This is a genomic window from Kitasatospora sp. NPDC059327, assembly GCF_042752535.1.
Taxonomy (GTDB): Bacteria; Actinomycetota; Actinomycetes; order Streptomycetales; family Streptomycetaceae; genus Kitasatospora.
This window is the reverse complement of sequence record NZ_JBHYYB010000015.1, coordinates 54,543-75,113: the sequence shown is the minus strand read 5'-3', so window position 1 is coordinate 75,113 and position 20,571 is coordinate 54,543. Positions and strand designations below refer to the sequence as shown.

Below are 20,571 nucleotides of genomic sequence, written 5' to 3'. Positions count from 1 at the left end.
GGCGGGTGCGCCCGGGTCGGTGGCGGCCTCGGTGCCCGGTCGGGTGTCCGGCTGCGTGACCTGGGTGGCGCGGGTGTCCGCGGCGTTGTCGACCGTTCGGCGGGCCGTCACGGTCGTCCTTCCTGCTGCCTGGTAGCGCGGAAGGGGCATGGGGTGGCCCCGACGGCGCCGAGAGTCGTCCTCTCGCGCGTCGACCGGGGTAGTTACCGGGCCGGCCCGGCGTGGTTGCCGGGATCCGGGCCGCGGCCGCCGAGCGGTCGCGCCAACTCTGCTTCAGACAGATGCTGGGGTGTGTCGATCGTTCTGAATATACGCGCGTAGATGCCGCGCTTTCCTCCACAATACAGAGGACATCCAAATCTGTCCCGCCGACGGCGGGTGAACGCTGGGCGAAGCCCCCATGGTCACCGGCCGTACAGCCACCCGGCGAGCTTGCCGCCCTTGTCCACGGCCCGCAGCCGCCGCTCCGCGGCCTCGCTCACCTCGTCCGTGGTGACGACCAGCAGTTCGTCGCCGCCGCGCAGCACGGTGGCCTTGTCCGGGACGAAGCTGCTCCCCTCCCGGACCACCAGGGTCACCGCCGCGCCGGCCGGCAGCCGCAGCTCGCCGATCTCCACGCCGGACATCCGGGAGGTCGGAGACAGGGCCACCGACAGCAGGTGTCCGTGCAGCTTCTCCAGGGGTGCGGACTCGATGCCGAGGTCCTGGCCCATCGAGCCCTCGGAGATCTTCAGCCACTTGGCGACCCAGGGCAGGGTCGGGCCCTGGAGCAGGGTGAAGACCACGACCAGGATGAAGACGATGTTGAAGACGTCCTGGGCCATCGGCGCGCCCGACACCATCGGGATGGTGGCCAGCACGATGGGCACCGCCCCGCGCAGCCCGGCCCAGCTGAGCAGCGCCTGCTCGCGGGCGGGCAGCTTGAACGGGGTGAGCGTGAGCACCACCGACAGCGGCCTGGCCAGGAAGACCAGCACACCGCCGATCACCAGGGCGGGCACCACGGCCGACCCCATGGTGGCGGGGGTGCAGAGCAGGCCGAGCAGCACGAACATGCCGATCTGCCCGATCCAGGCCAGGCCGTCGGCGAAACCCCGGACCGCCGGGCCGTGCGGCAGCTTGGCGTTCCCCAGGATGACCGCGCTGATGTAGACGGCGAGGAAGCCGGAGCCGTGCAGCAGCGCGCCGCCCGCGTAGGCGAGCACGGTGAGCGCCATGACGGCGATCGGGTAGAGGCCGGAGGACGGCAGTGCCACGTGCTTGATCCCGAACGCGCCCAGCTTGCCGACCGCGAGGCCGACCGCGGCGCCGATCGCCAGCTCGGCGACGATCGTGCCGATCAGGACGTACCAGGAGTCCAGCTCACCGGTGGTGGCGAAGGCGACCACCAGGATGACCACGGGCGCGTCGTTGAAGCCGGACTCGGCCTCCAGGAGCCCGGTCAGCCGGTGCGGCAGCGGCACCATCCGCAGGACGGAGAAGACGGCGGCCGCGTCGGTCGAGGAGACGATCGCGCCGAGCAGCATGGAGGTCCGCCAGTCCAGGCCGACCAGCCAGTGGGCGCCGGCGGCGGTCACGAAGACGCTGATGCCGACGCCGACGGTGGCGAGCACCGTGGCGGCCGGCATCACCGGTCTGACCTCGCGCCAGCTGGTCTTGAGGCCGCCCTCGGCCAGGATGACGACCAGGGCGGCGTAGCCGATCACCTGGGTCAGCTCGGCGTTGTTGAAGGCGAAGCCGAGGCCGTTCTGGCCGAGCGCGACGCCGATGCCGAGGTAGATCAGCAGGCTGGGCAGCCCGGACCGGGTCGAGATGCGCACGGCGACCACCGCGACCAGCAGGATCACGGAGAACTCGAGGAGCAGCTGGTTCAGGTGGTCGACATTCACGCAGGGGCACCTCGGAGGCTGGGGGCGGGCGGGGTGTCTGTCGGCGGTGAGGCCGGAGGGAGCCGACCGGCCAGGGCGATTGGTCCCCTAGCGGATCGTTACTCAGTCTAACATTTTGCCATATCTTTAGCTTCGCTGTTCACACGGCTCTCCTCCGTCCCTTCGCTGACCTCCTCCGATCCCACCGTGAGCGTCCCCCGTGCACGCCCGCCAGCCGAGTCGGCCTAATGTGGTGCCCTGTCACGGCCGAGTGCCCTGGACACGCCCGCCCGCCCCCCAGTCGAGGACCGCAAGGACCCAGATGCCCCGCTCGAAGAAGTTCCGGCGCGCCCGTCTGATCGTGATCGTGCTGGTCGTGCTGTTGGTGGCCGGCGCCGGCTACGGCGGCTACCAGGGGGTGGCCGCGGTGCGCGCGTCCTTCCCGGAGGTGGACGGCAGCGTCAAGGTGGCGGGCCTGAGCGCGCCCGTCGACGTGAAGCGCGATGCCAACGGCATCCCCCAGCTCTACGCCGACACGTCGGAGGACCTCTACCGCGCCCAGGGCTACGTCCAGGCCCAGGACCGGTTCTGGGAGATGGACGTCCGACGGCACATCACCGCGGGTCGGCTCTCCGAGATGTTCGGCGACAGCCAGGTCGAGACGGACTCCTTCATCCGCACCATGGGCTGGCGCGACGTGGCGCAGAAGGAGTTCGACTCCCAGCTGGCGCCCGAGACCAAGAAGTACCTCCAGGCCTACGCGGACGGCGTCAACGCCTGGCTCGGCGAGCACCCGGGCGGCGCCGGTGCCTCCCTGGAGTACGCCCTGCTCGGCGTCGTGAACGCCGACTACAAGCCCGAGCAGTGGAACCCGGTCGACTCGGTGTCCTGGCTGAAGGCGATGGCCTGGAACCTCTCCGGGAACCTCCAGGAGGAGATCGACCGCTCGCTGCTCGCCCAGGACTTCAGCCCGGAGAAGATCGCCGAGCTGTACCCGGAGTACCCGTACGCGCGCAACGGCACGATCGTGAAGACCGGCACGGTGGCGGGTGACACCTACCGCCCGGCGGACGGCTCCGCGCCGACCGGTCCCGGCACCGCCGGCGGCGGCACCGCCCAGGGCGCGGCCGCGACCAAGGCGCTGTTCAAGGACGTCACCGACCGGATCGACGCGATGCCGCAGCTGCTCGGCCGGCAGGGCCAGGGCATCGGTTCCAACTCCTGGGTGGTGGCCGGCTCGCACACCACCACCGGCAAGCCGCTGCTGGCGAACGACCCGCACCTCGGCCCCGGTCTGCCCTCGGTCTGGTACCAGATGGGCCTGCACTGCCGCACCCTCTCGGCCGCCTGCCAGTACGACGTCTCGGGCTTCACCTTCGCCGGCATGCCGGGCGTGATGATCGGCCACAACAAGGACATCGCCTGGGGCTTCACCAACCTCGGCGCGGACGTCACCGACCTCTACCTGGAGAAGGTCACCGGCCCGGACACCTACCTGGTGGACGGCAAGGAGGTGAAGTTCAAGCTGCGCAAGGAGACCATCAAGGTGGCCGGCGGCGAGGACCGCACCATCACCGTCCGCACCACCCAGACCGGCGCGCCGCTGATCTCGGACCAGAGCACCGAACAGCAGAACGTCGGCAAGTACGCCCCGAACGGCACCTCGGCCCCGGACCGCTCGACCACCGGCTACGGCGTCGCCCTGCAGTGGACGGCGCTCGAACCGGGCAAGACCATGGACGCGGTCTTCACGCTGGACCGCGCCAAGGGCTGGGACGACTTCCGGGCCGCCGCCAAGGACTTCGCCGTCCCCGCGCAGAACCTGATCTACGCCGACGCCGAGAACATCGGCTACCAGGCCCCCGGCAACGTCCCGGTGCGCGGCAAGGGCGACGGCGGCTACCCGGCGCCCGGCTGGGACTCGGCCTACCAGTGGAAGGGCTCCGTCCCGTTCACGGCGCTGCCCTTCACCCGCAACCCGTCCGCCGGCTACATCGTCACCGCCAACCAGGCCGTGGTCGACCCGTCGTACAAGTACCTGCTGACCAAGGACTGGGAGTACGGCACCCGGGCCAAGGAGATCACCGACCAGATCGAGGCCAAGCTCAAGAACAACGGCAAGATCTCGCCGGACGACATGCAGGAGATGCAGCTCGACAACACCAGCATCCTGGCCAGGACGCTGGTCCCGATGCTGCTCAAGGTGCGGATCGACGACCCGTACGTGCGTGAGGCGCAGGACCTGCTGAAGGACTGGAACTTCCACCAGGACGCCGACTCGGCCGCCGCCGCCTACTACAACGGCGTCTGGCGCCAACTGCTCAGCCTCTCCTTCGGCCAGAAGTTCCCGGCCGACCTGCGCGCCAAGGACAACTGCCTGCTGGTCCGCCGGCAGACCGATCCGACCAAGCCGGACAGCAGCACCCAGATCGTCACCGAGTGCGGCACCCGCGACCCGGGCAAGGCCCAGCCGGACGGCGGCGACCGCTGGACCGAGGTGGTGCGCCAGCAGCTGGAGAAGCCCGACAGCGGCTGGTGGACGTACATCGACTCGGACCACCACGAGCAGAAGGGCCTCGACAACCTGCTCGCCGAGGCAATGAAGAATGCCCGGCAGGACCTCACCGCACTGCTCAGCAAGGACGTCTCCACCTGGAGCTGGGGCCGTCTGCACAAGCTGACGCTGCGCGAACAGACCATGGGCAGCGACGACTCCTCGATCGCCTCCGGCCTCGTCCAGCGGCTGCTCAACCGCGGCCCGTACCGCCTCTCCGGCGGCTCCGGGGCGGTCGACGCGGCGGGCTGGAACGCGGCGGCCGGCTACGAGGTGGACTGGATCCCGTCGATGCGGATGGTCGTCGACCTGAGCGACTTCGACGCGTCGCGCTGGGTCAACGTCGGCGGCGCCTCCGGCCACGCGTTCCACCCCAACTACAACGACCAGACCGACCTCTGGCTCAAGGGCAAGCTGCTGACCTGGTCCTACTCGCCCGACGCGGTCGAGAAGTCGGCCAAGAACAAGCTGGTGCTGACCACCGGCTGAGCCGGTCCGGCCCGCACGACGGCGGCCCCGCCCCTCGGATCCCGAGGCGCGGGGCCGCCGCCGTCACCGGGGGCCGTCAGCCGAGCCGGTGCGGCCCGGACGGCGTGAGGGCGAGGTCCACCGGCAGGTCGTGCGGCTCGGCCGGCACGCTCGCCACCAGCTCGTGCTCGTACAGCAGCACCGCCAGCAGCGGGCGCGCGCCGGCCCGCCCGAGCCGGGCCAGGACCCGGTCGTACGAGCCGCCGCCGCGCCCCAGCCGCAGCCCCCGCCGGTCCACCGCCAGGCCCGGCAGCAGCACCAGCGACGCCGTGGTCACGGCCTCCGGCCCGAGCCGCCCGCCGACCGGCTCCAGCAGCCCGCGCCCGGCCGGCGCCAGCGCCGACGGTCCCTCGTACGCGGCCCAGTCCAGGTCGTTGTCGGGCAGCAGGACCGGCAGCAGCACCCGGACCTCACGCGCCAGCAGCGCGTCCAGCAGTGGCCGGGTGCCCGGCTCGGCGCCGACCGACACGTACGCGGCCACCGTGGCGCCCGGCGCGGCCAGCTCCCCGGCGTGCCCGGCCAGCGCGCGCGCCGCCCGCTCCCGCTCCTGCGTCGACAGCGTCCGTCGCTCGGCCAGCAGCCGTGTCCTCAGCGCGTTCTTCTCGTTGTGCATGGGATCCTCCACAGCTCTGTGCCCGTGACGCTCAGAGCCTGACACGCGGAAGGCGTCCCGATGTCGACCCCGTTGCTGGTCCAGGCCCTGGCCGCGCTGAGCGCCCCGGCGCTGGCCGGTACCGCCGTGCTGGGGTGGCGGCTGCGCCGGGCCGACGGCGCGGCCGCCGACCGCGAGGCCCGGTGGTGCGGGCAGGTCGCCGAGTTGGAGGCCCGCTGCGCCGAGCTGGAGCGCACGGCCTCCTGCGACCCGGTCACCGGGGTCTGGAACTACCGCCACCTGCAGCTCACCCTGGACCGGGAGATCGAGCGCGCCCGCCGTGCCGAGCAGGCCGGCCAGCAGGACGGTCCGCACCCGCTGGCCGTGCTGCTGCTGCACATCACGGGCTTCGACGCGGTCATCGACGAGCACGGCCGGGCCCGGGCCAACGCGATACTGCGCGACCTCGCCCAGCGGCTCGGCATGGAGATCCGCCGCTCCGACACCCTCGGCCGGTACAGCGGCGAGGAGTTCCTGGTCGTGCTGCCGGACACCGGCGCCCAGGGCGCGGCGCACGTCGCCGAACGGCTGGTCTGGTCGGTCCGCCGGCACCTGCTGCTGGACTGGTCCTCCGGCCCGCGCGAGGGCCGCCACCCGCGGGGCAACGGGCTGACCGCCGCCCTCGGCGTCGCCGTGCTGCCCCAGGACGGCACCCATGCGGCGGTCCTGCTCCGGGCCGCCGACCGGGCCCTGGCCGAGGCCCGCTCGGCCGGTGGGGACTGCTGGCGCGCAGCCGCCGCGTCCCGGCCACTCAACGGCTCCGAAGCCGAGCGTGACCGTTCGGAAAAGCCGGGTAGTGTGTCGCCCTGTGCCGGAGAGGACCCCCTCGCCTCACCCGGCGCTTCCCCTCTGCCTGCCACCGTGGCCGGGCCCAGCGACGTGCTGTCATAGCCGGTCAACCGCGCTCGGCCGGGCGAAAACATGCCTTAGTAAGGTAAACGCATGACGACGATCAGCTCCCGAATTCCGGTTACCAAGGCCGTGGTCCCCGCGGCCGGACTGGGCACCCGCTTCCTCCCGGCCACCAAGGCCACTCCGAAGGAGATGCTGCCGGTCGTCGACAAGCCGGCGATCCAGTACGTCGTCGAGGAGGCGGCCTCCGCCGGGCTGTCCGACATACTGATGGTCACCGGCCGTAACAAGCGCGCCCTCGAAGACCACTTCGACCGCGCCTACGAGCTGGAGGAGCTGCTCGCCCGCAAGGGTGACCAGGACCGGCTGCGCCGGGTGCGCGAGTCCGTCGACCTGGCCAACATGCACTACGTCCGCCAGGGCGACCCGAAGGGCCTCGGCCACGCCGTCTCGGTCGCCGAGCAGCACGTCGCCGGCCAGCCCTTCGCCGTCCTGCTCGGTGACGACCTGATCGACCCGCGCGACCCGCTGCTGGCCCGCATGATCGAGGTCCAGCAGGAGCTCGGCGGCTCGGTCGTCGCCCTGATGGAGGTCGACCCCGCCCAGATCCACCTGTACGGCTGCGCGGCCGTCAAGGCCAACGGCTTCGGTGAGGACGTCTTCCAGGTGACCGACCTGGTCGAGAAGCCCGAGACGGCCGACGCCCCGTCGAACTACGCGGTCATCGGCCGCTACGTGCTCGACCCCTCGGTCTTCGACGTGCTGCGCGAGACCCCGCCCGGCCGCGGTGGCGAGATCCAGCTCACCGACGCCCTGCGCGAGCTGACCACCCGTGACCCGGAGAGCGGCGGCCAGGTGCACGGCGTGCTGTTCAAGGGCCGCCGTTATGACACCGGTGACCGCGCGGACTACCTGCGCGCTATCGTCCGACTGGCCTCCGAGCGCGAGGACCTGGGCCCGGAGTTCCGCTCCTGGCTCCGTGAGTTCGTCGCCTCCGAGCTTCAGGACTGACCACCGACAGAGAGCGAGAGCGCCGATGACCGGGTCCACGGAGAACGATCCCACCGCCGCAGCCTGCTGCGACGGAGCCGCGGACCCGGCACCGGCCGCCCGCCCGGCCCGCCTGTGGAGCGTCGACGAGCACCTCGCCGACGTGCTGGCCGCCGTCGGCCCGCTGCCCGCGATCGAGCTCCAACTGCTCGACGCCCAGGGCTGCCGGCTCGACGAGGACGTCCTCGCCGACGGTGACCTGCCGCCCTTCGACAACAGCTCGATGGATGGCTACGCCCTGCGCACCGCCGACACCGCCGGGGCCACCACCGCGTACCCCTCGGTGCTCTCGGTGGTCGGCGACATCGCCGCCGGCGCCGCCGAACTGCCCAAGGTCGGCCCCGGCCAGGCCGCCCGGATCATGACCGGCGCCCCCGTCCCGCCCGGCGCCCAGGCCGTCGCCCCGGTCGAGTGGACCGACGGCGGCAGCGGGACCGGCCAGGCCGCCGACGCGATGGGCGCCCCGGTCGAGGACGAGGAGGTCCGGGTGCTGCGCCCGGTCTCCGAGGGCGCCCACATCCGCCGCCGCGGCAGCGACGTCACCGCCGGCGCCCGGGTCCTGGAGGCCGGCACCCGGCTCGGCCCGACCCAGCTCGGCCTGCTCGCCGCGATCGGCCGGGCCACCGTCAAGGTCCGCCCCCGCCCGCGGGTGGTGGTGCTGTCCACCGGCAGCGAGCTGGTCCAGCCCGGCGAGCCGGTCGGCCCCGGGCAGATCGCCGACTCCAACAGCTTCACCCTCACCGCCGCCGCCCTGGACGCGGGAGCCATCGCCTACCGGGTCGGCGGGGTCCCGGACGACGCGGCGCGCCTGCGCGCCGTCCTGGAGGACCAGCTCGGTCGGGCCGACCTGATCGTCACCAGCGGCGGCGTCAGCGTCGGCGCGTACGACGTGGTCAAGGAGGTCTTCGAGTCCTACGGCGGGGTCGACTTCCGCCGGCTGCGGATGCAGCCCGGCAAGCCGCAGGGCTTCGGCCGGATCGGTGCCGGGGCCGGGGTCCCGCTGCTGGCACTGCCCGGTAACCCGGTCAGCGCCTACATCTCCTTCGAGCTCTTCGTCCGCCCGGTGATCCGCACCATGCTCGGCGCCGCCGACGTCCACCGCCCGGTGGTCCGGGCGCTCTGCCCGGTGGCGCTGCGCTCGCCCGCCGGACGCCGGCAGTTCCTGCGCGGCCGGTACGCGGCGGCGGACGGCCTGGTGGAGCCGGTCGGCGGCGAGGGCTCGCACCTGGTCGGCGCGCTGGCCAGGTCGGACTGCCTGATCACCGTCCCGGAGGACGTCACCGAACTCCCCGCCGGCAGCGAGGTGGACGTCGTCCTGCTGGGCGGCTGAGGCCACCGGGGACCGGCCCGTCTCGCCCGCTGACACGGGCCGTCCCACGCCCTGGCCGGAGTGAGGAGTACGGTAGCGCGGTATTCGATCTGCGCGCCCCCCTGGAGCCCTCCGTGACCGCCTCACCCCCCGGCGACCGCCTCACCCACGTCGACGACCAGGGCGCGGCCCGGATGGTCGACGTCTCCGAGAAGGCCACCACCGCGCGCACCGCGGTCGCGGCCGGCCGGGTCCGGGTCTCCCCCCGCGTGGTCGAGCTGCTGCGCGGCGAGGGCGTGCCCAAGGGCGACGCCCTCGCGGTCGCCCGGATCGCCGGGATCATGGGGGCCAAGAAGACCCCGGACCTGATCCCGCTCTGCCACCCGATCGCGGTCTCCGGGGTGAAGGTCGAGCTCACCGTCACCGACGACGCGGTCGAGATCACCGCCACCGTGCGGACCGCCGACCGGACCGGTGTCGAGATGGAGGCGCTCACCGCCGTCGCGGTGGCCGGGCTCACCGTGATCGACATGGTCAAGGCCGTCGACAAGGGCGCCGCCGTCGAGTCCGTCCGGGTGCTCAGCAAGACCGGTGGCAAGAGCGGCGACTGGTTCGCCGAGGGCGTGGCATGAGCGCGCCGGTCGGTGACACGCCGGTCGGTGACACGCCGGGCGCGGACACGCCGGGTGGGAACGCGCCGGTCATGAGGGCGCTGGCGGTCACCGTCTCCAACCGCGCCTCGGCCGGTGTCTACGCGGACCGGGGCGGCCCGCTCCTGGTCGCGGGCCTGAGCGCGATGGGCTTCACCGTCGACGGCCCCCGGGTGGTGCCGGACGGCGAGCCGGTCGAGGCGGCGCTGCGCGAGGCCGTCGCCGCCGGGTACGACGTGGTGCTGACCACCGGCGGCACCGGCATCTCCCCGATGGACCTCACCCCCGAGATGACCGCCCGGGTGATCGACCGGCCGATCCCCGGGATCGCCGAGGCCATCCGGGCGTACGGTCGCGAGAAGGTCCCGACCTCCGCGCTCTCCCGGGGGCTCGCGGGCCTCGCCGGACGTACCCTGGTCGTCAACCTGCCGGGCTCGACCGGCGGCGTCAAGGACGGCCTGGCCGTCCTTGAGCCGCTGCTCGCGCACGCCGTCGACCAGCTCGGCGGCGGGGACCACCCCCGGCCTGACGCACCTGCTTCCGGGAGTGCGCACTGAACGCCGGTTGGCCGGTAGAACTCCACGAGGGGGACCTCGCGCTGCGCCCGATCCGGGCCCGCGACCAGCGGGAGTGGCAGGAGGTCAGCCGCCGCAACCGGGACTGGCTCCGCCGCTGGGAGGCCACCGTGCCGCCCGGCCCGGCCGCCCGCGGCACCGGCCCGCGCCCGACGTACCGGCAGATGGTCCGCTTCCTGCGCGGCGAGGCCTCGGCCGGGCGGATGCTGCCGTTCGTCGTGCTCCACCAGGGCCGCCTGGTCGGCCAGCTGACCGTCGGCGGGATCACCTGGGGCTCGATGTGCTCGGCCAACGTCGGTTACTGGATCGACGAGGCGGTGGCCGGCCGGGGCATCATGCCGGCCGCCGTGGCGCTTTCGGTGGACCACTGCTTCAGCGCACTGGGACTGCACCGGATCGAGGTCTGCATCCGGCCGGAGAACGGGCCGAGCCGCCGGGTGGTGGAAAAGCTGGGCTTCCGTTCGGAGGGAATGCGGCCGCGCTATCTGCACATCGACGGCGACTGGCGCGACCATCTGGTGTACGCCCTGACCGCCGAGGAGGTCCCCGAGGGGATGCTGGAACGCTGGCGGACGCTCAGTTCCGCCCGCCGTCCACGTAATTGAATATATGTTCGAAAGAAATATCGATATGGCATCGGCGTGGCGACGGACGGGCACAAATACCGGCAAAATAGTCGGAGAATCAGCTTGATCACACGACACGCCGCGCCAAATTGCTGCCAGGCCTTCCCCGGCGCCCGTACGGTGTGAAACGTGAGCAGTAGCGGCCTTATCTACGCCGTCATCGTAGGGGCCTGGGCCGCCTATCTGGTGCCCATGTGGCTCCGCAGGCAGGACGAGCTCAATGAGGCGCGCCCGACGGAACGCTTCAGCACCGCCATTCGCCTGCTGGCCGGGCGTTCGGCGCTGGAGCGGCGGGCATCCCGGGCCCTGGGCGACGAACCGCGTGACGAGCAGAGCAGTGACGACGGCCCTCCCGTACGGGACGAGGCCGCCCCCGGCGATCCCGACGGCGATCCCGACGGCGACCCCGTCGGCGATCCCGCCGGCGGGGGAGCGGCGGAGGTGGAGCGGGAGGCGGAGCCCGCCCGGCCCGCGGTCCGGGCCCCCGAGCGCCCGACCGGGGGGCGGATCCGGATCGAGCCCCGGGCGCGACTGCTGGCCCGGCGGCGCCGGATGGTCACCGTGCTGTTCCTGGCCTTCGCCCTCGGCGCGGTCGTCGCGGCGGTGTCCGGCCTGGCCTTCCTCTGGGTCCCGGCCGTGCCGGCGACCCTCCTCACCCTCTACATCGGCCACCTGCGCAAGCTGGAGCGCCTCCGGTACGAGGTCAAGATCGACCGCGCCCGGGCCGCCCAGGCCGCCGAGCGGCTGCGCAAGCGCGAGCGGCAGCGCGCCGAGGCCCGCCCGGCCGAGGAGGAGCCGCCGCAGGCCCTCGCCGCCGCGGAGCCGGCCGGCCGGGGGCGGTCGCACCTGCGCCTCGCCACCGACCGCGACCGGGCGCCGGCACCAACCCGCGCCACCGGCCCCGCCTCCGCCTCGGTGCTCGCGGAGGCGACCGAGCACGAGGAGTGGGTCGACGGCATGCGCGAGCGCGGCGCGGCCGGCCCGGACTCCTGGGAGCCCGTCCCCGTCCCGCTGCCGACCTATGTGACGGCTCCGGTGGCGCCCCGGGTCACCCGGGGTCTCGACCTGTCGGCCCCCGGCACCTGGACCGCCGGGCGTCCGGCGGAGTCGCGCCCGGCGGAGCCGCGTCCGACCGAAGGGCGCACCACCCCGCTCTTCGACCAGTACGCCGAGCCCTCCGCCGCCGAGTCGCGTCCGCGCGCCGCCAACGAGTGACCGGCCGGGGGTGCTCCGGCACCCCCGGCCGACCGGTGTCCCGGGGGTGGTCACGAGCCCCCTCGGAAAGGTGCTAAAGTTTCATCTCGTTGGGGCTGTGGCGCAGTCCGGTAGCGCACCTCGTTCGCATCGAGGGGGTCAGGGGTTCGAATCCCCTCAGCTCCACCCAACAGGAAGTCCCGCCCGATCGATCAGATCGGGCGGGACTTCTGCGTTGTGCCGGAAGTCGCGACCGACCGGGCGTCAGCGGGCCTCGGGGGCTCGGATGTCGGCGCTGTGACGATGATCACCTGACCACCACCACGGTGCAGGCCGCGTGGTGCACGCAGTACTGGGCGACGGTGCCGAGTGCGGCGCCGGGCGGCGCGGCGCGGCCGTGGCTGCCCAGGACGAGGACGGCGGCGCCCGCCGCGGCACCCGCCAGCGCGGGGCCGGGAGCCCCGGCCTTGAGGTGGCGCCGGACGGCCGGTGTGGGGGAGAGCGCGGCGGCCAGCGTCTCGTCGAGGATCCGGGCGGCGTGCCGCTCGGGGCCGAAGCCGTCCAGCGGGGGCGGGACGAGGCCGTGCTCGTCCAGCAGGCGGGGAAACTCCCAGACGGTCACCGCCTCCAGCGGGCCGCCGGTGAGCGCGGCCAGCCGCGCGGCCCAGCGGACGGCGGCGAGGGAGAGCGGGGAGCCGTCCACGCCGACCACGATCCTGCCGTCCGGCTGCCGGGTCATGGTTCGAGCCTAGGGCGGCGCGCCCGGGGCGGCGAGACGGCCGAGGGCCGGCCGGAAGAGTCCGGCCGGCCCTCGGGAGGGTGCGCGTCGCGTCAGGGCCGGCCCGAGCCCGCGTACGGGTCCGGCTGCGGGGCACCGGCCTGCGGCGGGACGGTGCCGTAGTGGGCCGGCCGGCGGCCGCGCGGGTGGCGGGTGAGGGTGTAGCCCGCGACACCGGCCAGCGCCGCCAGCGCGCCGCCGCCCAGGGTCCAGAACCAGCGGCCGTTCCAGCCGGAGAACCAGCCGGTGTACCAGTGCTCCTCGGGCTCCTCGGGGGCGGCCGCCTTGGCGGTCGCGGCGCCGCCGCCGACCGGCGGGACCAGCGGGGCCTTGAGCTCACCGCCCTCCGGCTGGGCGTTGTCGGCGTCGCCCTTGGCGCTGACGTGCAGCTGGACGGATGCGGCGAGGCCGAGATCCGGCTGCGGGGCGTCGGCGAGCGAGAGCCGCACGTAGTAGGTACCGGGCAGCGGGTCGCCGGACCAGGGCTCGGCCCAGGAGCGGACCTCGCGCAGGGTGCAGCTCAGCGCGAGCGAGGCGGTGGCCTGGTCGGCGGTGGCGTTCTGCGTGCCGGCGGTGCAGGACTGGCGGCGGCGCAGCCCGTCGAACACCTCGACATTCCAGGTCTGCGGGCCGTGCCGGTCGGCGGAGGGGGCCAGGTCGACGGTCAGGCCGACCGTCGGGGTCTGGCCCTCGGAGGCCCCGAACGCCCAGTACAGGTAGTCGCCGGTGGAGGCGGCGACCTTGGCGTCCTGGCCGGGGGCGAGGTTGATGGCGGTCAGGAAGGACGTCCCGGCCTTGGTGGCCGGGGCGGGTGTCCCGCTCGCGCTGACGGAGGGGGACGGCGAGGCGGCGGAGGCGGCCGGAGCCGCCAGCGCCAGCGCGGGGAGCAGGGCGAGTGCGGCGAGCGCGCCGCGGAGGGCGCTGCGGGTCGTCGAGGTACGCATGGTCAGTTCTCCCGCCAGACAGCGATCCGCCAGCGCGCGATCCAGCCGAACAGCAGGCCGGTCAGCAGGCCGGCCAGGGTGAGCACCAGCAGCAGGATCCAGCCGCGGCCGAGACCCATCGCGGCCCCGTCCGGGGCGGGCGAGGCGGCGGACAGATCGACCGTCAGCTCCAGCGGCAGGCCGGGGTCGGCCTGGACGCCGGGCAGGGCGGCCAGCGAGTTGCTGACGACCAGGCAGACGGTGGTCTCCGGCTTGCCGCTCGGGGAGGCGGAGGGCGTCGCGGAGGCGTAGCCCTTGGAGTCGTCGGTGGACCAGCGCAGACCGGTGGAGATCACGTCGGTCCGGCCGCTGCCGGCGTCGGTGCCGCGGACCAGCTCCTGGCCGGTGGCGCTGGTGGCCTGGAGCAGGACGCCGTAGTCGCGGGCGACGCCGCGGTCCAGGGCGACGCTGACCGAGGCGCGCAGCTCCTGGCCGGCCTTGACCGGGACGCGGTAGACGCGGTGCTCGGAGAACTTCTCCCGGTCGCTGTAGACGCCGGGGGTGAGGATGGGCGCGCTCTCGCACTTGTCGGTGCCCGCGGTCTTGACCGGCGCCACGGTGTACGTGTCGTTGGAGCGGTCGACGAGCTGCTTCACCTTGTCGGTGAGCTGCTCCTGGGTGCGGACGTCGGTGTAGGTGCCGCCGGTGGCGTTGGCGATGCAGAGCAGCTGTTGGCGGGTCTTGTCGTCGTGGGCCAGGCCGAGGGTGTCGACCACCAGGTGGATGCCCTGGGCGGCGAGCTCGCGGGCCACGTCGCACGGGTCCGGCGGGGAGCAGGAGTCCTCGCCGTCGGTGATCAGCACCACCCGGCGGGTGGTCTCGCCCTTGCCGAGGTCCTGCGCGGCGCCGCGCAGGGCCAGGCCGATCGGGGTCCACCCGGTCGGGCGCAGGGTGGCGACCGCGGTCTTGGCCTCGACCTTGTTGGTCTTGCCGACCGGGAAGAGCTGCTTGGTGTCCAGGCAGCCCTGGGCCTTGTCGTTGCCGGGGTAGTTGGCGCCGAGGGTCCGGATGCCGAAGTCGGTCTCCGGGGGCAGGGCGTCGATCACCTCGTTCAGGGACTGCTGGGCCACCGCGATGCGGCTCTTGCCCTGGATGTCGGTGGCTCCCATGGAGCCGCTGACGTCCAGGACGAGGTCGACCCGGGGGGCTTCCTTGCCGGCGGTGCCGGCTGATGGTTCGTCGGCATGGGCGGGCAGGCCGCTGAGCAGCGCGCCGCCTGTTATCGCCAGGGCGGCCAGCAGGCTGCCGAGCCTGGCCTTCGGGCGTCGTCCGGTAGTCACCCGCCCGATCCTAGGGATCATCAGTTCGCCATGGCCAACGCGGTCCGGTGCGCGGGCCTCCGGGCTCCGGCGTGAACTCCCGGGCGCCGGTGGGAGATCGGTCGCCCGGTGGCCAGGAGTGCGCCGTCCGGTGCCCGGGCGCGCGCGGCCCGGACGGTGGCGCGGCCGTGTCCGACCGGTTCGGCAATACGGGACACACCGGAGGGAAGAGCAAATAAATATGCATAGCGCTCGTTAGGGTGACGAAAGGGGTACGGGCACCGTCGCACCGGCACCCGTCCCCGGCCGGTACATCCGACGCTCTGGAAGGACCAGCACGTGAGCAACCTCTTCGCGATCGCCTACCCGGATCTGGCCACCGCCCAGGCGGTCCGCGGCGAGGCGGTCGGACTGCAGACGCAGAAGCTGATCGACCTGGAGGACGCGGTCGTCGTGGAGCGGCGCGAGGACGGCAGGATCAAGCTGCACCAGCAGGTCAGCACCACGGGCGCGGGTGCCGCCTCGGGGGCGCTCTGGGGCGGGGTCATCGGCCTGCTGTTCTTCATGCCGTTCCTCGGCGCGGCGGTCGGCGGGGCCGCCGGCGCGGCGGTCGGCGCCTCCACCGACATCGGGGTGGACGACAACTTCATGCGCGAGGTCGCCCAGCACCTCCAGCCGGGCACCGCCGCGGTGTTCCTGCTGGTCCGCAGGGCCACGGCCGACAAGGTCGTCCCGGCGCTGGCCCGCCACGGCGGCCGGATCATCCAGACCTCGCTCTCCGCCGAGGCGGAGGCCGCACTCAAGGCCACCGTCGAGGCCTCCCGGCCGCAGCCCGCCCCGGCCTCCGCCTGACCCGCACCCGCCGGACCGGCCGCTCACGTCGGGACGGACGGGCCCGTTCGCCCGTCCGTCCCGACCGTCGTCCCGGCGCCGGCCCACCACCGCAGCAGGACACCCAGGACGGTCCGTGGCGACTCCCTCCGCCGTGACGAGAACCGCCGGCCGGCCCCGCCGGACGGTGCGGACCCGGCGCAACGCCGAACTCGCGCTGGTCCTGGCCGCCGTGCTGATCGCCGTCTTCGGCTACGCCGAGGTGGGCGTCAACATCGACGGCAGGGTCCCCGCCGACGCGGGCGAGTACGGTGCCGCGCTCGGAGTGCTCGCGCTGCTGGCGCACGCCGTGGTCCGCTGGAAGGCGCCGTACGCCGATCCGCTGCCGCTGCCGATCGCGGTGCTGCTCAACGGGATCGGACTGGTCGCCATCTACCGGCTGGACCGGGCCACCCCGGGCGGCGGCGCGGCCCCCGCCCAGTTGCTCTGGTCCACCCTCGGGGTGGCGCTGTTCATCGCGGTGGTGGTGCTGCTGCGCGACCACAAGCGGCTGCAGCGCTACGCGTACATCGGCGCCCTGGCGGCGCTGGTGCTCCTGGTGCTGCCGATCTTCTTCCCGCCGGTGTACGGCTCGCGGATCTGGATCACCGTCGGGCCGCTCTCCTTCCAGCCGGGCGAGTTCGCCAAGATCCTGCTGGCGGTCTTCTTCGCGGCCTACCTGGCGGTCCACCGGGACGCGCTGGCGCTGACCGGCCGCCGGGTGCTGTGGTTCCAGCTGCCGCGCGGACGGGTCCTCGGACCGGTGCTGCTCATCTGGGCGGCCTTCGTCGGGGTACTCGTCCTGGAGACCGACCTCGGCACCTCGCTGCTCTTCTTCGGCCTCTTCGTGATCATGCTCTACGTGGCCACCGCGCGCAGCGGCTGGATCGCCATCGGGCTGTTCCTGGCCGCCGTGGCGGCGGTCGGGGTCGGCTGGCTCTCGCCGCACGTGCACAGCCGGGTCAACGACTGGCTGGACCCGCTCGGCTCGATCGCCGCGGGCCGGGGCGCCAACCAGATCGCCCAGTCGCTGTTCGCCTTCGCCTGGGGCGGCGAGCTGGGCACCGGCCTCGGCAACGGGCACTCGGTGCTGATCGGGTTCGCCGCCAAGTCCGACTTCATCCTCGCGACCATCGGCGAGGAGCTGGGCCTGACCGGGCTGATCGCCGTGTTCCTGCTGTACGCGCTGCTGGTCGCCCGGGGCTTTCGGACCGGCATCGCGCTGCGGGACCCCTTCGGCCGGCTGCTCGCGATCGGGCTGGCGGCGATCGTCGGCCTGCAGGTGTTCGTGGTGGCCGGCGGGGTGCTCGACCTCATCCCGCTGACCGGGATGACCCTGCCGTTCGTCGCCCAGGGCGGTTCCTCGGTGGTCACCAACTGGATCATCGTCGCGTTGCTGGTGAGGATGAGCGACATCGCCCGCCGGCCGTTCGCCGGGGAGGTCTGATGGCACGCGGTCGCTCCCGGGGCAACGGGCCGCAGGGCCGGCCGGGGATCTCCGTCACCGGTCGCCGGGCGGGCACCTTCTGTCTGCTGCTGACCGTGGCGCTCTGCGTCCAGGCCACCCGGGTGCAGGTGTTCCGGGCCGACGAGCTGGACCACAACCCGGCCAACCAGCGGCTCACCGTCGAGCGGTACTCCCAGCCGCGCGGCGACATCCTGGTCGGCGCCGACACCGTCACCGGCTCGGAGCCCACCGGCGGCCGGTACGACTACAAGCGCACCTACACCGACGGCCCGCTGTACGCCGCCGTCACCGGGTACTCCTCTCAGGCGTACGGCAACACCCAGCTGGAGGGGACGGAGGACGACCTGCTCTCCGGGACCGACAGCCGGCTGGCGAGCTGGGCGGTGTGGGACGCCGTCGCCCGCCGGCAGAACCCCGGCGGGGACGTCTACACGACCATCGACCGGGCCGCCCAGCAGGCCGCGATGCGCGGACTGGGCGGGCAGCAGGGCGCGGTCGCCGCCATCGAGCCCGCCACCGGCCGGATCCTGGCGCTGGCCAGCACCCCGACCTACGACCCGGGCAGCTTCGCCGGCGCGTCCGCGGCCGACCAGGCGGCCTGGAACCGGCTGCGGAACGACGCGGACCAGCCGATGCTCAACCGGGCGCTGCGTCAGACCTATCCGCCCGGCTCGACCTTCAAGGTGGTCACCGCGGCGGCCGCGCTGCAGAACGGCGTCGTGACCGACCCCGACGCGCCGACCGGCGCGCCCCACCCGTACGTCCTGCCGGGCACCACCACGCCGCTGGTCAACGACACCCCGGCGTGCGACGAGCCGGGGCAGTCGCTGGACACCGCGATAGTCTACAGCTGCAACAGCGTGCTGGGGTACCTCGGGGTGCGGGTCGGGCTCGACGCGATGGTGGAGACGGCCGAGAACTTCGGCTTCAACGATCCGAAGCTGGACATCCCGGTCCGACCCGCGCGCTCCAACTTCGACACCCGGATGGACCAGTCCCAGCTCGCGCTCTCCTCGATCGGCCAGTTCGACACCGCGGCCACCCCGCTGGTGATGGCGATGGTCGCGGCCGGGGTCGCCAACAACGGCACCGTGATGCGTCCACAGCTCGTGGACAAGCTGACCAAGCAGGACGGGACCACCGTGCAGCTGATGCGTCCGGCCACCTACCGGCGGGCGATGAGCCCGGAGGTGGCCGGGCAGATGCGGCGGCTGATGACCGACGTGGTCGAGCGCGGCACCGGGCGCAACGCGCGGATCGCCGGCGCCGAGGTCGGCGGGAAGACCGGCACCGCGCAGCACGGGGTGGACAACACCGGGACGCCGTACGCCTGGTTCATCTCCTGGGCAGGGCCGGCCGGCTCGGACGCGGTGCCGCCGGTGGCCGTCGCGGTGGTGATCGCGGACAGCGCGGCCACCGACGTCACCGGGGGCGGTCTGGCGGCGCCGATCGCCCGCTCGGTGATGCAGGCCGTGCTGAGCGGCTGACCGGCCGGTCCGGGCCGGGGACTCACCCCGGGGAGCGTCGCTGACCTGCGGCTTAGTCGCTCGCTGGAAGATCCGCCGTTTGCGGAGTGTCCGGTTTGTACACGCCAATGCGACGATTCGTACAATGCGCGCCACGTGACTGTTCGTTTGCGACACTGGTGCTTTCGCGGGGTACTGTCCCATCTTTGTTCGGTTGGTCCCCGATGACACCCCACGGCGCGTCGAGTGACCGGCCGCTAGGACACCCTCCCCCGCCTAGAAGGATCCTCGTTTTGGCCAGCAACACCCTCGGTGCGCGCCTGTTGCGGCGCAAGCCCGTGTCGACCCTGATCGCCGAGAGCGAGGGCCGCGAAGGCCTTCCCGCCGGTGCGCCCGAGGAGGGCGGACGCTCCGGTATCCACCTGCGCCGGTCGATCGGCCTCTGGCAGCTGTCCTCGATCGGCATCGGCGCCACCATCGGCACCGGCATCTTCTTCGTGCTCAGCACCGCCGTGCCGTCGGCCGGTCCGGCCGTGATCCTGTCCTTCGTGATCGCCGCCGTCACCGCCGGTCTCACCGCGCTCTGCTACGCCGAGATGGCCTCCGCGATCCCGGTCTCCGGTTCCTCGTACTCGTACGCCTACGCCACCCTCGGCGAGGGCGTGGCGTTCGCGGTCGGCATCTGCCTGCTGATGGAGTACGGCGTCTCGGCCTCCGCGATCGCGGTGAGCTGGGCCGAGTACCTCAACAAGTTCTTCGACCTGGCCTTCGGGTTCAAGCTTCCGGAGGCGATCTCCGGCGCGCCCGACGACACCCACTGGTTCAACCTGCCGGCGCTGATCCTGGTCGCGCTGGTCTGCGTCCTGCTGATCCGCGGCGTCAGCGAGTCCGTGAAGGTCAACGCGGCCATGGTGGGCATCAAGATCCTCATCCTGCTGCTCTTCATCGGGGTCGGCCTGACCGGCTTCCACTCCGGCAACCTGACCCCGTTCATGCCGCTGGGCATCGGCGGCGTCCAGGTGGCGGCCTCCAGCATCTTCTTCTCGTTCATCGGCCTGGACGCCGTGTCCACCGCCGGTGAGGAGGTCAAGAACCCGCGCCGCACCCTGCCGCTGGCGATCATCATCTCGCTGGTCGTGGTCACCGTGCTGTACATCCTGGTGGCCCTGGCCGGCATCGGCGCCCAGCCCTGGCAGAAGTTCGACGGCCAGGAGGCCGGTCTCGCCCAGATCCTCCAGGACATCACCGGCCAGAGCTGGCCCGCGATGGTCTTCGCGATCGGCGCGATCATCTCGATCTTCAGCATCACCCTCGTGGTGATCTACGGCCAGACCCGCATCCTGTACTCGATGGGCCGCGACGGCATGCTGCCCAAGCGCTTCGCCCAGCTCTCGCCGCGCACCGGCACCCCGGTCTGGAACACCATCGTGGTGGGCCTCGGCGTCGGCGCGCTGGCGGCCTTCATCCCGCTGCGGGTGCTGGCCGACATCACCAGCCTGGGCACCCTCATCGCCTTCTCGGTGGTCTCGATCGGCGTGATCATCCTGCGCCGCACCCAGCCCGACCTGCCGCGCGGCTTCAAGGTGCCCGGCTACCCGGTCGTCCCGCTGATCAGCCTCGGCTTCTGCGTCTACCTGATCACCGGCCTGCACGCCGACACCTTCAAGGCCGGCGCGATCGCGCTGGCGCTCGCCGTGGTCGTCTACCTCGGCTACAGCATGAAGCACTCCAAGCTCGAACGGTCGGCGCAGCCCGGCGCCTCGACGCCGGCCGACCGTCCGGCCGGCTGAGATTCGCGTACCGAGCACCCGTGGACGGGGCCGCCGGAGGGTGATCGCACCCCGGCGGCCCCGTTCGTGCCACCGCCGACTCCCCCGGTGGCCATGGCG

Annotated in this window: 17 protein-coding genes and 1 tRNA gene; 13 read left to right on the top strand and 5 right to left on the bottom strand. The window is 72.9% G+C overall.

What is annotated here, in order from left to right:
- Positions 1–404 precede the first annotated feature (404 nt).
- The gene (locus ACFXHB_RS12270) at positions 405–1,889 is read right to left on the bottom strand and encodes a potassium/proton antiporter (RefSeq protein ID WP_380573929.1); all 1,485 of its coding nucleotides are present in this window, start codon (positions 1,887–1,889) and stop codon (positions 405–407) included.
- 301 nt (positions 1,890–2,190) lie between these two features.
- On the opposite strand from ACFXHB_RS12270, the gene ACFXHB_RS12265 reads away from it, so the two are divergent.
- Positions 2,191–4,911, top strand: a complete 2,721-nt coding sequence (locus ACFXHB_RS12265) for a penicillin acylase family protein (RefSeq protein ID WP_380573928.1) — start codon at positions 2,191–2,193, stop codon at positions 4,909–4,911.
- Between the two features lie 76 nt (positions 4,912–4,987).
- Here ACFXHB_RS12265 and ACFXHB_RS12260 read toward each other — a convergent pair whose 3' ends face one another.
- Positions 4,988–5,563 carry a 5-formyltetrahydrofolate cyclo-ligase gene (locus ACFXHB_RS12260; protein WP_380573927.1) on the bottom strand — a complete coding sequence of 192 codons (576 nt, stop codon included), beginning with the start codon at positions 5,561–5,563 and terminating at the stop codon, positions 4,988–4,990.
- A 60-nt stretch (positions 5,564–5,623) separates the two neighbouring features.
- Here ACFXHB_RS12260 and ACFXHB_RS12255 point away from each other — a divergent pair, with 60 nt between their 5' ends.
- From ACFXHB_RS12255 to ACFXHB_RS12220, 8 genes are all read left to right on the top strand, one after another.
- Positions 5,624–6,493 carry a GGDEF domain-containing protein gene (locus ACFXHB_RS12255; protein WP_380573925.1) on the top strand — a complete coding sequence of 290 codons (870 nt, stop codon included), beginning with the start codon at positions 5,624–5,626 and terminating at the stop codon, positions 6,491–6,493.
- A gap of 51 nt (positions 6,494–6,544) precedes the next feature.
- Complete coding sequence (galU, locus tag ACFXHB_RS12250) at positions 6,545–7,465, top strand: UTP--glucose-1-phosphate uridylyltransferase GalU (RefSeq protein ID WP_380573924.1); 921 nt, start codon at positions 6,545–6,547, stop codon at positions 7,463–7,465.
- A gap of 25 nt (positions 7,466–7,490) precedes the next feature.
- Positions 7,491–8,834, top strand: a complete 1,344-nt coding sequence (gene glp / locus ACFXHB_RS12245; protein WP_380573922.1) for a gephyrin-like molybdotransferase Glp — start codon at positions 7,491–7,493, stop codon at positions 8,832–8,834.
- A gap of 173 nt (positions 8,835–9,007) precedes the next feature.
- The gene (gene moaC / locus ACFXHB_RS12240; RefSeq protein WP_380573998.1) at positions 9,008–9,445 is read left to right on the top strand and encodes a cyclic pyranopterin monophosphate synthase MoaC; all 438 of its coding nucleotides are present in this window, start codon (positions 9,008–9,010) and stop codon (positions 9,443–9,445) included.
- Positions 9,446–9,516: 71 nt separating this feature from the next.
- Positions 9,517–10,020: a molybdenum cofactor biosynthesis protein B gene (locus ACFXHB_RS12235; RefSeq protein ID WP_380573920.1), complete on the top strand. Its 504-nt coding sequence runs from the start codon at positions 9,517–9,519 to the stop codon at positions 10,018–10,020.
- Positions 10,017–10,643 carry a GNAT family N-acetyltransferase gene (locus ACFXHB_RS12230; RefSeq protein WP_380573997.1) on the top strand — a complete coding sequence of 209 codons (627 nt, stop codon included), beginning with the start codon at positions 10,017–10,019 and terminating at the stop codon, positions 10,641–10,643. Before ACFXHB_RS12235 ends, ACFXHB_RS12230 begins: the two co-directional genes overlap by 4 nt.
- Before the next feature lie 150 nt (positions 10,644–10,793).
- Positions 10,794–11,879 carry a gephyrin-like molybdotransferase receptor GlpR gene (gene glpR / locus ACFXHB_RS12225; protein WP_380573919.1) on the top strand — a complete coding sequence of 362 codons (1,086 nt, stop codon included), beginning with the start codon at positions 10,794–10,796 and terminating at the stop codon, positions 11,877–11,879.
- A gap of 91 nt (positions 11,880–11,970) precedes the next feature.
- Positions 11,971–12,044 (top strand) — tRNA-Ala (locus ACFXHB_RS12220).
- A 121-nt stretch (positions 12,045–12,165) separates the two neighbouring features.
- Here ACFXHB_RS12220 and ACFXHB_RS12215 read toward each other — a convergent pair.
- The 3 genes from ACFXHB_RS12215 to ACFXHB_RS12205 form a co-directional block, all read right to left on the bottom strand.
- Complete coding sequence (locus tag ACFXHB_RS12215; RefSeq protein WP_380573917.1) at positions 12,166–12,597, bottom strand: universal stress protein; 432 nt, start codon at positions 12,595–12,597, stop codon at positions 12,166–12,168.
- A gap of 92 nt (positions 12,598–12,689) precedes the next feature.
- On the bottom strand, positions 12,690–13,580 hold the full coding sequence (locus tag ACFXHB_RS12210; RefSeq protein WP_380573916.1) for a peptidase: 891 nt from the start codon (positions 13,578–13,580) through the stop codon (positions 12,690–12,692).
- Positions 13,581–13,582: 2 nt separating this feature from the next.
- The gene (locus ACFXHB_RS12205; protein ID WP_380573915.1) at positions 13,583–14,899 is read right to left on the bottom strand and encodes a VWA domain-containing protein; all 1,317 of its coding nucleotides are present in this window, start codon (positions 14,897–14,899) and stop codon (positions 13,583–13,585) included.
- Positions 14,900–15,217: 318 nt separating this feature from the next.
- Between ACFXHB_RS12205 and ACFXHB_RS12200 the strand changes: the two genes are divergently transcribed.
- From ACFXHB_RS12200 to ACFXHB_RS12185, 4 genes are all read left to right on the top strand, one after another.
- Positions 15,218–15,730 carry a DUF1269 domain-containing protein gene (locus tag ACFXHB_RS12200; protein WP_380573914.1) on the top strand — a complete coding sequence of 171 codons (513 nt, stop codon included), beginning with the start codon at positions 15,218–15,220 and terminating at the stop codon, positions 15,728–15,730.
- A 115-nt stretch (positions 15,731–15,845) separates the two neighbouring features.
- A complete protein-coding gene (locus ACFXHB_RS12195; RefSeq protein WP_380573913.1) occupies positions 15,846–17,195 on the top strand; it encodes an FtsW/RodA/SpoVE family cell cycle protein in 1,350 nt (449 codons plus the stop codon).
- On the top strand, positions 17,195–18,703 hold the full coding sequence (locus ACFXHB_RS12190) for a penicillin-binding transpeptidase domain-containing protein (protein ID WP_380573912.1): 1,509 nt from the start codon (positions 17,195–17,197) through the stop codon (positions 18,701–18,703). The genes ACFXHB_RS12195 and ACFXHB_RS12190 overlap by 1 nt, the downstream gene beginning before the upstream one ends.
- Positions 18,704–18,906: 203 nt before the next feature.
- Entirely contained in the window at positions 18,907–20,472 is a 1,566-nt protein-coding gene (locus tag ACFXHB_RS12185; RefSeq protein WP_380573910.1) for an amino acid permease, read from the top strand.
- Positions 20,473–20,571: the final 99 nt, after the last annotated feature.